This is a genomic window from Streptococcus sp. CF8-6, from assembly GCF_024295845.1.
In the GTDB taxonomy this organism is placed as follows: Bacteria; Bacillota; Bacilli; order Lactobacillales; family Streptococcaceae; genus Streptococcus; species Streptococcus oralis_BO.
Genome location: NZ_JANCOF010000003.1, coordinates 19231 through 34403, shown reverse-complemented (window position 1 = coordinate 34403; position 15173 = coordinate 19231). Strand labels below are relative to the sequence as shown.

Sequence of the window (15173 nt, the reverse complement as noted above, 5' to 3'; positions counted from 1 at the left end):
AGCAGCAACTTTTCTACCCCAACCTTATTCCTTCTCACCCAAGATTCGGACTTCTCTCTCAAGGGTGACACCTGAGTGTTCCTTGACTTTTTCGATAACAGATTGGATCAAGTCTTCGTAGTCTTTGGCCGTTCCGTCAGCAACATTGATCATGAAACCGGCATGCTTTTCAGATACTTCCACACCACCGATACGATAGCCTTTCAAGCCAGCTTCTGAAATCAGCTGTCCTGCAAAATGCCCAACTGGACGCTTAAAGACTGAACCACAAGATGGGTATTCTAATGGTTGTTTGAGTTCACGTAGGTGCGTCAAGCGGTCCATTTCTTGCTTGATAACCTGGTGATTTCCTGGAGCTAGGGCAAATTTAGCTGACAAAACAACAGCCCCAGAATCCTGAATAGCTGAATGGCGGTAACCAAAAGCCAAATCCTTGGCAGATAAGGTCTCGATTTCCCCTTCCTTGGTCAAAATTTGACAAGACTGCAAGATATGAGCAATCTCTCCTCCATAGGCTCCCGCATTCATAAAGACAGCTCCTCCGATGCTTCCAGGAATCCCACAAGCAAACTCAAAACCAGTCAAACTATGACGGAGGGCAATACGTGTTGTTTCGATCAAGTTCGCTCCTGCTTCCGCTTCGATGGTATAGCCATCAACCGAAACGTTATTAAGCTTATCGCACAAGATGACAAAACCACGGATTCCACCTTCACGAACGATGATGTTACTAGCATTTCCTAGCACCATCCAAGGAATATTCTCTTGATTGGCAAATTGGACGACACGGGCCATCTCATAGCGATTGCGTGGCAAAACTAGATAATCCGCTCGACCTCCTACCTTTGTATAGGTATAGGTCTTCAAAGGTTCCTTAAAACGAATATCGATTCCTTCTAAGATTTCAAGCATTTTTTCTTTTACTAACATGTCACTCTTCCTTTTTCAAAATTCATTCCATTATACCATTTTTAGAGACATTTGACGACCATAAAAAGAGCTTGTTTTATCATTACATAAAAAAAGAGGTCACCCCTCTTTTTATGATTTTTTCCAAAATGTAGATTTTGTCAGCCAGATAAAGACTAAAAGTTCTACGAGAAGAACAAACTCAACTAGAAGCGGATTTGCAATCCATCCCACTTGAGATAAGGCTGGAGCCAAGTCAAACAAGGCATGCAAACCATAGGCAGCAAGGAGGTAGATCCATTTCTTTTGACGAACACTTTGATAGACCCAGATGGAAAGACCAATTTGTAGAACCAGAGCAAGCACACGCTCAACTCCTAGTAAATAAACCTGCCATACAGAAAGAGACTGGACCGTTTCGAGTGTAGTCTTTGGAAGGAGATTGGCTACATCAGTATTTGAAGACTGAATGAGTGAAAAGAGAATCAACAAACTGATCAAGCTTCCCATTCCGAGATAGAGCATCTCCAAGCCCCCATGTCCCAAACCATAAGCCAAAGCATCTCGATCTTCTAGCTTTCTCTTTTTCTCCAACCATTTAAAAAAGACAAGACGAGCTGTTTCCTCAAAGAAGGCCGCCATAGCGATTCCATAAAGAACGTATAAGAAAGGCTGCTCCTGCATAAGCGGAATGGTTCCATCTTTTTGCGGATGGAGTACCAGAAGGTGAACAATCTTCTCTAACACTTGAGACGAAACAAAAAATGCGATTGCTCCCAAACCCATCACTGCAAGAGAGATTTTAAACCGTTTTTTGGCATACCAAGTCCCACCTACTAGAATGAGAACCAAAGCGATCATGGTAAGGATAATATGTATTGTCATTTTTTTCTCCTATTCTGACTTATCAATATCTTTCTTCATCTCGTCAACGTTAAATTTGGCAAATAAATACTGGCGATCTTGGACTGGAAAACGTTGGTCCAACTGGTCGACTGCTCCTACCTCGATCATTCCTTCTTTGATAACAAAGTCCATCACATGCCCACCAAAGGTCAAATCATCTGAGATAAAATGCAAATGATAGCCTGCAACACTCACTCCATGGAAAATCTCTGGTGTCCAAAACCCAACAATAGTTCCCGATACATTTTCACGGCTATACTCAGGTTGGTGTGTCGCCACATCAGCAAACTTGGTATCAGGTGTGGATTTGGGAATCATCCGTACGTGCATTTGTGAAAATTCGCCATGAATCTTGATGGAACGAAAAAGATTTTCCCCATCATAGTAGGACTCAATTCGTTTTTCCAATTCCTTGTCCGTCATCTCAAAGCGCTGACGAAAAATCACTTCTGCCTGATGAGGAACCACTGCTGCATAGGGAATAAGAGCATCCGCTGCCACCTCAACGATTTCAGGCGTTTGACCAGATCCCTTGGCTTGATAAGCCTTGCCATCAAGGACAATCAACTCCCCATCAATCGAATCCAAAGTCCCCAAACCGAGGTCACCATGTTCCAGCAACTCTCCTACTGTCATGGTTCCACCATAGAGACCTGCCATTAGGGCACCTAAAGTATTGTATTGAAATAATTTAACCGGTTCCTGCACTTTTCTATCCATTCTCTTTCTTATCTTCTTTTCAATGAATCATCATACTTTCTAAGTATACCACATTTGCTCCTAGTTGTGAAAGGGGGAATGTTTTTCCCATTGCAAAGGAGGCAAAAAAAAGGTACAATGTAACAAAATCAACGGAGGTCTGGAATGAAGAAAGAAAGTAAATACCAAGCAGTCGTTTCCTTTCTCAAAAAAGGGATTGAATCAGGAAAATTTCCAACAGGTAGCCGACTTCCCTCCATCCGTCAACTGAGCCAAGACTTCCACTGTAGCAAGGACACTATCCAACGAGCCCTACTGGAATTACGCCATGAACAATACCTCTATGCCAAACCCCAAAGTGGTTACTATGTTCTGGAACAAGGACAGCATCAGGACTTGGAAATCGAAGTCACTGATGAGCATGCCAGTGCCTATGACGACTTCCGACTCTGTGTCAACGAAACCCTGATAGGCCGAGAAAACTACCTCTTCAACTACTATGACAACCAAGAAGGTCTTGAGGAACTCAGACAATCTGTCCATCAACTTCTTTTCAACCAAGCCCTCTACTGCAAACCCGATCAACTGGTTCTAACATCTGGTACCCAGCAAGCTCTTTTTATCCTTTCTCAGATTGACTTCCCGAGCAAGGGAGCTGAGATTTTGGTCGAACAGCCGACCTATCACCGGATGAACCGCCTCTTGGTCGCTCAGGGATTGGCCTACCAGACCATTGAACGCCGTATTGATGGCATTGACCTTGAAGAACTGGAAAAACAGTTCAAATCTGGGAAAATCAAGTTTTTCTATACCATTCCTCGCTTCCACTATCCCCTAGGTCATTCCTATTCTGATCAGGAAAAAAAGGCTATTCTGGATCTAGCAAACCAGCATGGTGTTTACATCGTAGAGGATGACTATTTAGGGGACCTAGATCCCAGGAAGGGCCAAACCTTCCACTATCTGGATACTGAGGATCGGGTCATTTATATCAAGTCCTTCTCAACTAGTCTCTTTCCAGCCCTTCGTATTACCGCTCTCATTCTCCCAAATGCCCTAAAAGAGGCCTTTGTTGCCTACAAAAATATCCTGGACTATGACAGCAATCTCATCATGCAAAAGGCTCTTTCTCTTTACATTGATAGCCAGTTATTTGAAAAAAATCGACTGGCCAGACTGAGCCTTCAAGAGAACTATCAGGCTCAGATTAAGGAAGTGCTTGAAGAAAACTCCTGTCCCTTGCCCCACTATCCTCTACACGATGGTCTTCTCCTTGATTTGAGACACTATCCTAAGATTGCCAGTTTGAAACACAGCTCACTCAAACTAGACTTTTTTGAGAAGGCTTATTTGGATGCCTGCCCTTATCAGTTCGCCAAAGTCACTCTTGAAAATCTAGAAGAGCTATTAGAATACATAAAAACAGAGTTGGATTAAAGTCCAACTCTGCTTTTTCTTATTGTTCAACTTCTGTTAGTTTCGCTGCCTTTTCAAGATAGCTTTGATAGGTTCCGTCATCTTTCAGTTTTTGGATAACCTTATCTACTACTGCTTTCAAGTCTGATTGGTCCTTCTTGATAGCAACGGCATTGGCTTCGCCATCTTTCATCGTCAAGTTAACAGATGCAACGACAAGGTCTGAGTTTTTACCTGCATAGCTAAGAGCAACTGGTTCATCCATATGAACAGCATCCACTTTTCCAGCCTGCAATTCATTGACTGCTTCCCCCATATTGGTCAAGGATGTCAACTGGGCATTTGGCAATTGTTCCTTGACCATGGTTTCCGGCACAGTTCCCTTTTGAGCTGCGATATTGGCACTTGCGAGGCTTGTAAGATCCTTGTATTTGTCTAAATCAGCTTTTCTAACCAAGAAACTCATCTTATTTTCATAGTAAGGGATTGAAAAGTCAAAGACTTCCTTTCTCTCATCTGTAGCACTAATACCTGCAATGGCTAAGTCAGCCTTTCCAGTTTGAAGACTGGTCAAGACATTGTCAAAACTCATGCTAGAGATTTCAAGTTTAACCCCAAGCTCGTCTGCAATTGCTTGAGCCATATCAATATCTGCTCCAACTACCTGGTTTTTACCATCTACCAAGGCTTGGAATTCAAACGGCGCATAGTCTGGGCTGGTCGCAACAACTAGCTTTCCTTTTTGTTTGATAGCGTCCACAGCAGACTGGGAACTATCCGTACTGGATTGACAAGCTACTAAAACCATGCTGGCAAGCATGCTACATACAACTAATATCCATTTCTTGAATTTCATAAATAAACGACCTTTCTGTTTTTCCTGAATAATTATAACTCTTTTAAAAATAGTTGTCAACCCTTTTAGAGATTTTGATTGTGAATCAATTCTTTTTATAAAAAAGAAGACTGATTTATTCTAATCAGCCTTTTTTCTGTATATTTAAACCGTTTCTTATAGTTCGACAATCTTACCTGTTTCAAAGTAAACAACCCATTCACAGATATTTTTAGCGTAGTCTCCGATACGTTCCAAGAAAGAAATGACCTGGAAGTAATCACGGCCTGTAACGATAGCTTCAGGATTTTTCCTAATTTCTTCTGTAGCCAAATCACGGATGCTATCAAAGTAATGGTTGATTTTTTCGTCCATCGCTGCTACTTCGTAGGCTTGATCCACAGAACCGTTGAGATAGAGATCTAGAGCCGCTTCGACGAAGTTTTTCACGTCGCGTCCCATCTTTTTGATTTCTTCTTCAACAGAAGGGATACGTTGCTCCCCCTTCATACGAATGGTCGCCTCAGCGATAGACACTGCATGATCTCCCATGCGTTCCACGTCAGAAACTGCCTTGAGAACGGTCAAGACGGTACGAAGGTCTTGCGAAACAGGTTGTTGGAGGGCAATCATTTCAAATGATTTCTTTTCCAACTTCACTTCATATTCATTTACTTCTGCATCGTCTTCGATGACTTCTTTTGCCAAATCACGGTCATGCGTAACAAAGGCACGCACTGTACGATTGATCTGCGAGAGCACTTCTTGTCCCATGGCATAGAACTGGTTGTGCAATTTCTCCAAATCTTCTTCAAATTGAGATCGTAACATCATTCAACTCCTTATCCAAATTTTCCTGTAATATAATCTTCTGTTTCCTTGTTTTGTGGCTCTAGGAACATCTTCTTCGTATCGTTAAACTCGATCAAATCCCCATCTAGGAAAAATCCTGTTTTATCAGAGATACGTGAGGCCTGTTGCATTGAACGCGTTACCAAGAGCATGGTGTATTTATCCTTCAGACCATACAAGGTTTCCTCAATCTTACCTGCAGAAATAGGATCCAAAGCTGAAGTTGGTTCATCTAAGAGGATGATTTTCGGACTGGTTGCTAAGACACGAGCAACACAAACACGTTGTTGTTGTCCACCAGAGAGACCAATGGCCGAATCATGCAAACGATCCTTTACTTCATCCCAGATAGAAGCACGTTGCAAGGCCTTTTCTACTGCTTCATCCAAAACATGTTTATCCTTAACTCCATTGATACGCAACCCATAGACAACATTTTCGTAGATAGACATAGGGAAGGGATTGGGCTGTTGAAAGACCATCCCAATTTCCTTACGCAATTCAACCGTATCGGTGCGGGGGCTGTAGATATTGTGACCATTATAGACTACTGATCCAGTTGTTGTCACCTCAGGGTTTAAATCTCCCATACGATTTATGGCCTTGAGAAGAGTTGACTTCCCTGAACCTGATGGACCAATGAGGGCAGTTATTTCCTTGGGTTGGAAAGAAAGGGAAACACTATTCAAGGCCTTCTTTTTGTTGTAATAAACGGACAGGTCTTTAACCTGCAAAATCGGTTCTGTCATGCTGTTTCCTTTCTAACCAAAGTGTCCCGTTACATAGTCATTGGTTGACTGTAGCTTGGCATTTTGGAAAATATTGGATGTCTTATCATACTCAATCAAATCACCCAAGTAGAAAAATCCTGTGTAGTCACTTGCACGCGCAGCCTGTTGCATACTGTGGGTAACGATGATGATGGTAAAGTCCTTCTTCAATTCCAACATGGTTTCTTCCAGTTGGGCTGTCGCAATCGGATCCAAGGCTGAAGCAGGCTCATCCATCAAGAGGATATCTGGCTTGACAGAGATGGCACGAGCGATACAGAGACGTTGTTGTTGTCCACCAGAAAGCATCAAGGCTGATTTGTGGAGGTCGTCTTTGACCTGATCCCATAGAGCAGCCTGTCTTAGAGAGGTTTCTACAATTTCATCCAAGACCTTCTTATCCTTGACTCCTGCACGTTCATGAGCAAAAGTGATATTGCGGTAGATAGACTTAGCAAATGGATTTGGACGTTGGAAGACCATTCCGATATGCTTGCGCATCTCATAGACATTGATTTCTGGACGGTTAACGTCAATCCCTCGGTAGAGGATTTGACCTGTGACCTTTGCAATATCAATGGTATCATTCATCCGATTGAGACTGCGAAGATAAGTAGATTTCCCTGATCCAGAAGGACCAATCAAGGCTGTAATTTTATTTTTTTCAAATTGCATATCGATGCCCTTGATGGATTCATTTTTACCATAGTAAACATGTAAATCCTTGGTAGAGAGGGCCACTTTTTCTTCAGGGAAGGTGATGATATGCTTTTCATCCCAGTTATATTTTGACATGGCTTCTCCTTTAGGCAGCGGTTAATTTCTTGTGTAAATAGCTTCCGAGTTTGCGTGCCCCAAAGTTAAAAATCAAGATAAAGATGAGGAGCACGGCGGCAGAACCAGCAGATACAATGGTAGCATCAGGAATGGTTCCTTCGCTATTGACTTTCCAAATGTGGACAGCCAAGGTTTCTGCTTGACGGAAGATTGAGATAGGACTGGTAACACTGAGGATATTCCAGTTAGACCAGTCAAGGGCTGGAGCGGATTGTCCTGCCGTATAGATAAGAGCGGCGGCCTCACCAAAGATACGGCCGGATGCCAAGACAACACCCGTTACGATACCTGGAAGGGCTTCTGGAATGACGACATGGACTACAGTCTCCCAACGAGAAATTCCAAGGGCCAGACCAGCCTCACGTTGTGTATGGTGAACGTGTTTCAAACTATCCTCAACATTTCGAGTCATCTGAGGGAGGTTAAAGACTGTCAAGGCCAAGGCACCTGAAATGATTGAAAATCCATACTCAAACTGGACTACAAAGATCAAGTAACCAAAGAGACCCACAACGACTGATGGTAGAGAAGACAAAATCTCAATACAGGTACGAATAAAATTGGTCACAGGTCCTTTTTTGGCATACTCAGCGAGGAAAACGCCAGCTCCCATAGACAGAGGAACAGAAATGATTAAGGTAATGACCAAAAGGAAGAAGGAATTGTAGAGCTGAATCCCGATACCCCCACCTGCTTGATAAGAGGAGGATTTCCCAGTCAAGAAGGACCAAGAGATATGCGGTAACCCTCTCACCAGGATATAGAGAATCAAGGACGCCAAGATGGCAACGATGATACCCGCGATGGTATAGAGGACAGCTGTTGCAAGTTTATCTAATTTCTTAGCGTGCATAGTTTTTCTTTCCTCTTTCTTTCGTAATCAATTTAATCACACTGTTAAAGGCCAAACTCATCAAGAGCAATACCAAGGCCAGTGACCAGAGTACGTTATTATCAACTGTACCCATGACGGTATTTCCGATACCCATAGTCAAAACAGAAGTCAAAGTCGCAGCTGGTGTTGTTAACGAGGTTGGGATAACTGCTGAGTTTCCGACCACCATCTGAATAGCAAGGGCTTCACCGAAGGCACGCGCCATCCCAAAGACCACTGCAGTGAAAATACCTGAACGTGCTGCTTTCAAGGTCACACGCCAGATGGTTTGCCAACGAGTGGCTCCCATGGCTAAACTAGCTTCACGGTAATGACGAGGAACAGCACGCAAGCTGTCTGTTGTCATAAAGGTAACAGTTGGCAGAATCATGACAAAGAGAACGAAAATCCCTGACAAGATCCCAAAACCAGTTCCACCAAAGACGCTACGAACAAAAGGCACCACAACTTGCAAACCGATAAATCCATAGACGACTGAAGGAATACCGACAAGAAGTTCGATGGCCGGTTGCAAAATCTTTGCACCCTTTGGTGATACTTCTGTCATAAATACTGCAGCACCAATAGCAAAGGGTGTTGCGATAAGAGCTGATAAAATCGTCACAATAAAGGAACCCAAAATCATCGGAAGAGCACCAAATTGTTTCCCTGAAGGATTCCAAGTTTGTCCAAAGAGGAAATCAAAAATGTTCACTCCATTGACAAAGAAAGTCGACAAGCCTTTTTGGGCTACAAAAATCAAAATCATCGCCACAATGATAACAATCAAAGAAAGGCAAGTGAAGGTCAAACCTTTACCAAACTTCTCAAGGCGAGAGTTCTTTGAAGGAGAGAGTAATTTTTTAGATAATTCTTCTTGATTCATTATTGACCTCCTTCTACTGCTGTAACGGTACCTGAAGCATCCTTTTGGACTTTCATTTCATTGATGGAGATATAGCCCATGCCCTTAACAATTCCATTTTGGGCTTCATCTGAGAGGACGAAATTCAGGAATTCAGCAGCTAACTCATTTGGCTGACCAAGTGTGTACATATGTTCATAAGACCACAAAGGCCAGTTATTGGTCGTTACATTTTCAGACGTAGGCTCATACCCATTCAGTTTCATACTTTTCACGGAGTCATCTACATAGGCAAAGGCTAGGTAAGAAATAGCTCCAGGTGTTTGGGATACAATCGACTTGACCATCCCGTTAGAATCCTGTTCTTGGCTCTGCATTGCCGCTTGGCCATTCATAACCACCGTATCAAACGTCGCTCGTGAACCAGAACTTGCTGCTCGGTTGATGATTGAAATGGCCAGGTCTTTGCCCCCAACTTCTTTCCAGTTGGTCACTTCACCTGTAAAGATTTTGCGAAGTTGCTCGGTTGTGAGATTTTCAACATTCACTTCCTTGTTTACAATCACTGCAAGACCAGCCACTGCAACCTTGTGGTCTACTAGAGCTGAAGCATCGATTCCATCTTTTTCCTCTGCAAAGACGTCAGAGTTCCCGATGTCTACAGCTCCAGACTGGACTTGGGAAAGTCCTGTACCCGATCCACCACCTTGAACATTGACTGTTTTTCCGATGTTTCTAGAACCAAATTCATCTGCTGCTGCTTCGACAAGAGGTTGAAGAGCTGTTGAACCAACAGCTGTCATGGATTCTCCACGATCAATCCAGCTAGCACATCCCGCTAGAGAACCTGCCACCAAAAGAGCTGCAAGAGACATGACGAGCTTTTTTCTTTTTTTCACTGTTATTCTCCTTGAACATAATGATAAATGTTCTGATTTCTTCCGTTTGTCCTGATCATCCAATTATCATCAATGATTGTCCTGCTTTATTTTATCTAGTCATTCTTAGGAGCGGACAATTCCATCGTATAATATAAGTAATAATGAAAGACTATCAGAAAAAACTCATACTTCCACTATAACATAGAATAGGCTCTTTGACTAGCTTTTTCACCTGAATCTGAGCCCTTTTGGATAATAATTTTTCAAAACATTTCCCGTTACTTTGGCAAACCCTAATCCGTTTCCTTGAACCACAACTTGGTACCAGCCATTTGGTCGATCTTCAGACAATTGAACAGTCTCACCAGCCACATATTTTACAAAGTCCTCATCATTGATTTCGACACTGTGTTTTACTTGGCTTGGTTTCAAGGCTAAACCGAGAGCAAAGCTTGGTTCAAAACGTTTCTTCTTAAACGTCCCCAGATGAAGTCCATTTCGGGCAATTTTGAGTTTCCCTAGATCAGGTAGCATCTCTGGCAAGAGATAGAGTTGATCTCCAAAAGTCTGCAAGATACCAGTTAGATTGACCTGTAAGTGTTTTTGGGCAAATTCTTGCCACAGAGCCAGTTGTTCACGACTGAGATTGCTCTTGCTAGCCTTGAATTTAGGTGCTGGATTTTGTCCCTTAAACTGCAGGTGGGCAACAAACTGGCCTTCTCCCTTGAAATGATGAGGATACATCCGCGCCGTTTCAGGAAGATCAATTCCTGCTACCATACCATTCACATGCTCGACTGGAAGCAATTCAAAATCATAAGTATCCAGCAACCAGTGGACGATTTCTTCGTTTTCCTCAGGTGCCCAAGTACAGGTCGAATAGACCAAACGCCCTCCTTCTGCAAGCATGGTCACTGCATCTTCTAAAATTTCTCTTTGAAGACTAGCGCATTGACTAGGATAATCAGTACTCCAATAATCCATGGCCTCTGGCTGCTTACGAAACATCCCTTCACCCGAGCAAGGTGCATCAAGGACAATCACATCAAAGTAACCTTTAAAAACCTTGGCCAAGCGGTCAGCAGATTCATTAGTCACAACAACATTTGTCGCTCCAAATCGCTCCATATTTTCCACTAAAATTTTAGCACGCTTGCTTGAAATTTCGTTGGAGACAAGGACTCCTTGATTAGCCAGATAAGCTGCTAGTTGAGTGGATTTTCCACCTGGTGCTGCCGCCAAGTCCAAGACCTTCATACCGGGAAGGGGTTGAGCTACCTGGGCCACCATTTGGGCTGCAGGCTCTTGCGAATAAACGAAACCTGTCACGTGCTCTGATGACTTCCCTGAAACCTTACCATAATACCCCCAAGGTGTATGGGGAATAGCATCTGTAAACGATAACTGACTTTCTTTTAAGGGGTTGACCCGAAAAGCCGATACTGCTTCTTGTTTAAAAGAGGCAAGAAAGTCTCTTGCCTCATCTTCTAGTATCGCTTCATATTTTTCAACAAATCCTTCTGGAAATTGCATTTAGTTCTCTTTCCTTTCGTAGATATAAGACTGAATCTCTTCTTGCATATCGATTGGCACCATCATGACAGGCTGACGCGTTTTAAAATCAGCAGGTTCACCCGATACCGTAAGAAGGCGATACCCCAGACTTTCCCCTAAGATACTGGCCGCAGCGTAATCCCATGGCTGTAAGTAGGTAATATAAGTCAGAAGACGACCCGATAAAACCTTAGCAAAACTAATGGCTGCACTGCCGTAGACACGGACTCCCAATGCTGCTCGCCCCAAATCCGCCAGGCCCCACTCATTGCTTTCAAACATACCTGAGTTACCAGCAACCAGGAATTCTCTGAGGGGCTTCTTTTTAAAAGGCGGTAAGGGCTCATTATTGCGACAAGGAGGAAAGGCACCGCCACCATGGTAACAATCACCTTTCATGACATCATAGATGATGCCAAATTTGCCCACACCATTCTCAAAATAAGCCAACATCACGGCAAAATCTTCCTTCTGGGCGACAAAGTTATTGGTACCGTCAATGGGATCAATCACCCAAACGGAACCTTGGCTGACTGCAGCACGTAAACAACCCTCTTCCGCGCAAATCAAGTCCTCGGGATAGGAGGACTTGATCCGTTCAACCAAGAGTTCCTGGACCTCCTTGTCCAAACGCGTCACCAAGTCGGTAGGTGAAGACTTGCGCTCAACCTGCAAATCTTCTTTCATGTGAGCCAAAATATAGGCAGCAGCTTCCTGCACAATCTGTTTGGCAAATTCAAATTTAGTTTCCAAGAGAAATCTTCCCTTCTCTTTTTTCTTTTGCTAATTGAACTGCATGATAGCAGGAATAACCGCTAGCCGTCTCAAATTCGCGACCTAAGCGCTTTTCTTCGCTTTTGCTTGGAACCACAGACTTAAATTCCTTATAAGACTCTAGCAGTTTTTTTGCTTCTACCTTATCTTCATAAGCAGCTTCAACATCATTAAAAAAAGAAAGCACTGAAGCAAGTTCTTCAGTGCTCCACGACAAATCTAGTGGGTAACTATACTGTTTGTTCATCTATCCTATACCAGCTCTCAATGTTGCTTCTTTCAATTCTTGTTTACGGTAACTACGAGGGAGAAAAGCACGAATCTCATCTTCATTAAAACCGATCTGCATGCGTTTGGTATCTATAATAATTGGGCGACGCAAAAGACTAGGATATTGCTCAATCAACTGAAGCAACTCCGATACTGAGATACTCTCTACATCAATATCCAATTTTTGAAAAATTTTTGAACGAGTTGAAATGATGTCATCAGTACCATTTTCGGTCAAGGAAAGAATATGTTGTAATTCTTTTCTTGTTAAAGGACTAGTCATAATATTATGCTCTTGAAAGGGCACTTTATGCGTCTCTAACCAAGCCTTTGCCTTACGACATGATGTACAACTCGGTGATAAAAATAGTGTAATCATGCTTTTCTCTTCTTTTATCTATACTTGCTATTTCTATTATACAAAAAAATAAAGCGCTTGACTAGGTATTTTTAGAAAAAAAGCCTATTTTTTCATAGAAAATAGACTGTTTTCTGCAAAAATCTCCTGCTTTACAAGTTTATCTTTAGGATAACCTAACAATAAATAGGGAGTAGAGCAACTTCTCTCGTTTTTTATTAAAAATACAGAATTTTTTCCACTATTTCCTTGAAGCTTTAACAAAAAGGAAACCAAACATTCCTTCATACAAAGCAAAGAAAAGTAAAAAGGCATGGAGAAAGAAAGTCTCTGGCAAAATCCAAATAACGGGATCCTTTGCTGGATCAAAAAGCCAGGTATCATCTCCCACAAAGAGAATCTGATGGAAAAGAGTAAAGAATTGCTCAAAACCAATTAACACTCCTACAAGGCCAATGACTAGAGGCAATAGTACTAGAGCTAGGATACTTTTACGATATAGGGGCAAAAAGCCTTTTTTTACAATCTTTCTAACAAAGAAATAGAAACTTGGAAGTGTCACTAGGGCAACTAGCTGAACTAGGTGAAAGAGATTCTTCACCACCGCAAAGTGGTGTAGACCTGCAGCTGATGAACGAAAATCTGGCATCTCTAAGACCTGACTAAAGGGATTGGTCAGGTAATTCATCAAGATATGAAAGTTATACAGAATTGTTTCTGGCTTTAGATAGACTCGATCCGCTAAGTTCAGCCACTCAATTTCCAAAGGATAGAAAATCCATGCCAGATAAATGGTCAGTAGGATAGAAAGGGAGAGGAAAAAGAGCATACTTCCCCAAAAGGTCAGTTTAGTTTTCATCGAAATTCCACTCCGCAAGGCTAGAAACTACATGAGTTGGTGCGATTGGCAAGTCCGCCACTTCTTCTGCTTTGGTAAAACCTGTTGTCACCAAGAGCGTTGGAATGCCATTGTCAATCCCTGCTCGGATATCCGTCAGGTAATTGTCCCCAACCATGAGCAATTCTTCTCTTTTCAATCCCAAGTGCTCAACTGCCTTATCCATAATGATAGCATTTGGTTTCCCGATATAAACTGGTTTTACCCGTGTTGCTACTTCAAGAAGTGTAATTAGTGAACCAGCACCTGGCAAGAGACCACGTTCCGTAGGGATATTGAGGTCTGGATTGGTTCCGATAAAGTGGGCTCCCTTTTGAATGGCTAGAGTCGCCGTAGCAAATTTTTCATAGTCGACTTGCCAGTCCAGTCCAACGACCACATAGGCAGGATTTCCCTTGTCTTCGACATAACCAGCCGCCTGAATGGCATCCTTGAGCCCCGCTTCTCCGATGACATAGACTGTCTTTTCCAGTCCCAAGTCGTTCATATAGTCGATGGTTGCCAGAGTTGCTGTGTATACAGTCGATAGAGGGGTATTAATGTTAAAATTCTGAGCCAACATTTCTTGAACACTCTCAGGAGTTCGGGTTGTATTGTTAGTCACAAAGAGGTAGGGAATTTCTCTTTTTTGTAACTCATGGACAAAAGCCTCACCCGCCGGAATCCGGTCTTTCCCCTTGTAAATGGTTCCGTCTAAATCAATTAAATAACCTTTATAAGCCATATCGTCCTTTCTAATTGCCTTCAATTTCTTGCCACGTAATCATAGCTTGGGCATTTATCTCGCCATCACTGATAATCTCATGCTTGCTTTCTAGTCCCTTGAGTTCATAAGCTGAAGCAATCATGCCACCTGGTCGCACTTCTTTGACATATTTGAGATTGATTTTCTTTGGAATATACTTGGTCAAAAAATCTGCTCCCATGACCTCAAAAATCCAATCCAAATATTTACTATTATTAACATGACCATTCATATCCAAGTCGTAAAAACGAACATGGTAGTCTTTACTGATCGGGTCTTCTAGGTTAGCATACTTTGGCCCACGGATGAGTTTTTTATCAAACTCAGACTGGTAAGGCGCAACAATCTCCGGTTCGACAGCATGAACTTTACGACTATCTCTGTCCATGAGAACAAAGGTTGCTACCATGCGAATGATTTCTTGACCTGCTTCATCATAGATAGTGAAACGGCGGTAGCAAAAAAGACGATTGTAAGTCAATGCTTCTGTTTCAATCGTAATCTCCTCAGCAAAGCGAGGCAAGCGTACCACGTCAATCGCATAATCTGTAATAATCCAGACCAAATTGTAACGTTCTAACATATCCTTGTCACTAACTCCCAGTTCAATCGATTGCATACCTGATACTTGCAGGGACAGCAAAATCACATCTGGAAGTTTGATATGACCGTTCATGTCCGCCATATCAAAAGGAATTTTCATTTTCATTTGATAAGTTAAGCCCATTGT

18 protein-coding genes are annotated in these 15173 nt (G+C 42.5%); 1 reads left to right on the top strand and 17 read right to left on the bottom strand.

Going from position 1 to position 15173, the window contains the following annotated elements; genetic code table 11:
• Nucleotides 1-24 precede the first annotated feature (24 nt).
• From murB to budA, 3 genes are all read right to left on the bottom strand, one after another.
• Nucleotides 25-930: a UDP-N-acetylmuramate dehydrogenase gene (gene murB / locus NML69_RS05320; RefSeq protein WP_254725547.1), complete on the bottom strand. Its 906-nt coding sequence runs from the start codon at nt 928-930 to the stop codon at nt 25-27.
• Nucleotides 931-1041: 111 nt separating this feature from the next.
• Nucleotides 1042-1794 carry a YhfC family intramembrane metalloprotease gene (locus NML69_RS05315; RefSeq protein WP_254725546.1) on the bottom strand — a complete coding sequence of 251 codons (753 nt, stop codon included), beginning with the start codon at nt 1792-1794 and terminating at the stop codon, nt 1042-1044.
• 9 nt (nt 1795-1803) lie between these two features.
• Entirely contained in the window at nt 1804-2535 is a 732-nt protein-coding gene (budA, locus tag NML69_RS05310) for an acetolactate decarboxylase (protein WP_000375405.1), read from the bottom strand.
• A 144-nt stretch (nt 2536-2679) separates the two neighbouring features.
• Here budA and NML69_RS05305 point away from each other — a divergent pair, with 144 nt between their 5' ends.
• Nucleotides 2680-3951 carry a PLP-dependent aminotransferase family protein gene (locus NML69_RS05305; protein ID WP_254725545.1) on the top strand — a complete coding sequence of 424 codons (1272 nt, stop codon included), beginning with the start codon at nt 2680-2682 and terminating at the stop codon, nt 3949-3951.
• A gap of 19 nt (nt 3952-3970) precedes the next feature.
• On the opposite strand, the gene NML69_RS05300 is transcribed toward NML69_RS05305, so the two are convergent.
• From NML69_RS05300 to NML69_RS05235, 14 genes are all read right to left on the bottom strand, one after another.
• A complete protein-coding gene (locus tag NML69_RS05300; RefSeq protein ID WP_254725544.1) occupies nt 3971-4786 on the bottom strand; it encodes an ABC transporter substrate-binding protein in 816 nt (271 codons plus the stop codon).
• Between the two features lie 156 nt (nt 4787-4942).
• The gene (phoU, locus tag NML69_RS05295) at nt 4943-5596 is read right to left on the bottom strand and encodes a phosphate signaling complex protein PhoU (protein WP_000946469.1); all 654 of its coding nucleotides are present in this window, start codon (nt 5594-5596) and stop codon (nt 4943-4945) included.
• A gap of 11 nt (nt 5597-5607) precedes the next feature.
• Nucleotides 5608-6366 (bottom strand): phosphate ABC transporter ATP-binding protein PstB, encoded by a 759-nt coding sequence (pstB, locus tag NML69_RS05290; protein WP_254725543.1) that lies wholly within the window; start codon nt 6364-6366, stop codon nt 5608-5610.
• 12 nt (nt 6367-6378) lie between these two features.
• Nucleotides 6379-7182 (bottom strand): phosphate ABC transporter ATP-binding protein PstB, encoded by an 804-nt coding sequence (gene pstB / locus NML69_RS05285; RefSeq protein WP_000049851.1) that lies wholly within the window; start codon nt 7180-7182, stop codon nt 6379-6381.
• Nucleotides 7183-7192: 10 nt separating this feature from the next.
• Nucleotides 7193-8077, bottom strand: a complete 885-nt coding sequence (gene pstA / locus NML69_RS05280) for a phosphate ABC transporter permease PstA (RefSeq protein WP_000543050.1) — start codon at nt 8075-8077, stop codon at nt 7193-7195.
• A complete protein-coding gene (gene pstC / locus NML69_RS05275; RefSeq protein WP_001070951.1) occupies nt 8067-8984 on the bottom strand; it encodes a phosphate ABC transporter permease subunit PstC in 918 nt (305 codons plus the stop codon). The genes pstA and pstC overlap by 11 nt, the downstream gene beginning before the upstream one ends.
• Nucleotides 8984-9862, bottom strand: a complete 879-nt coding sequence (locus NML69_RS05270; RefSeq protein ID WP_254725542.1) for a phosphate ABC transporter substrate-binding protein PstS — start codon at nt 9860-9862, stop codon at nt 8984-8986. Before NML69_RS05270 ends, pstC begins: the two co-directional genes overlap by 1 nt.
• Nucleotides 9863-10072: 210 nt before the next feature.
• The gene (locus NML69_RS05265; protein ID WP_254725541.1) at nt 10073-11377 is read right to left on the bottom strand and encodes an RsmF rRNA methyltransferase first C-terminal domain-containing protein; all 1305 of its coding nucleotides are present in this window, start codon (nt 11375-11377) and stop codon (nt 10073-10075) included.
• Nucleotides 11378-12151 carry an inositol monophosphatase family protein gene (locus NML69_RS05260; RefSeq protein ID WP_254725540.1) on the bottom strand — a complete coding sequence of 258 codons (774 nt, stop codon included), beginning with the start codon at nt 12149-12151 and terminating at the stop codon, nt 11378-11380. It abuts the gene before it with no gap.
• On the bottom strand, nt 12141-12419 hold the full coding sequence (locus tag NML69_RS05255) for a UPF0223 family protein (RefSeq protein ID WP_084926065.1): 279 nt from the start codon (nt 12417-12419) through the stop codon (nt 12141-12143). The genes NML69_RS05260 and NML69_RS05255 overlap by 11 nt, the downstream gene beginning before the upstream one ends.
• Complete coding sequence (locus tag NML69_RS05250) at nt 12420-12821, bottom strand: Spx/MgsR family RNA polymerase-binding regulatory protein (RefSeq protein WP_000631261.1); 402 nt, start codon at nt 12819-12821, stop codon at nt 12420-12422.
• A 220-nt stretch (nt 12822-13041) separates the two neighbouring features.
• On the bottom strand, nt 13042-13659 hold the full coding sequence (locus NML69_RS05245) for a TIGR01906 family membrane protein (RefSeq protein ID WP_254725539.1): 618 nt from the start codon (nt 13657-13659) through the stop codon (nt 13042-13044).
• Nucleotides 13649-14422 (bottom strand): TIGR01457 family HAD-type hydrolase, encoded by a 774-nt coding sequence (locus NML69_RS05240; RefSeq protein WP_254725538.1) that lies wholly within the window; start codon nt 14420-14422, stop codon nt 13649-13651. The genes NML69_RS05245 and NML69_RS05240 overlap by 11 nt, the downstream gene beginning before the upstream one ends.
• Before the next feature lie 10 nt (nt 14423-14432).
• Entirely contained in the window at nt 14433-15170 is a 738-nt protein-coding gene (locus tag NML69_RS05235) for an acyl-[acyl-carrier-protein] thioesterase (protein WP_000524786.1), read from the bottom strand.
• Between the last annotated feature and the right edge of the window lie 3 nt (nt 15171-15173).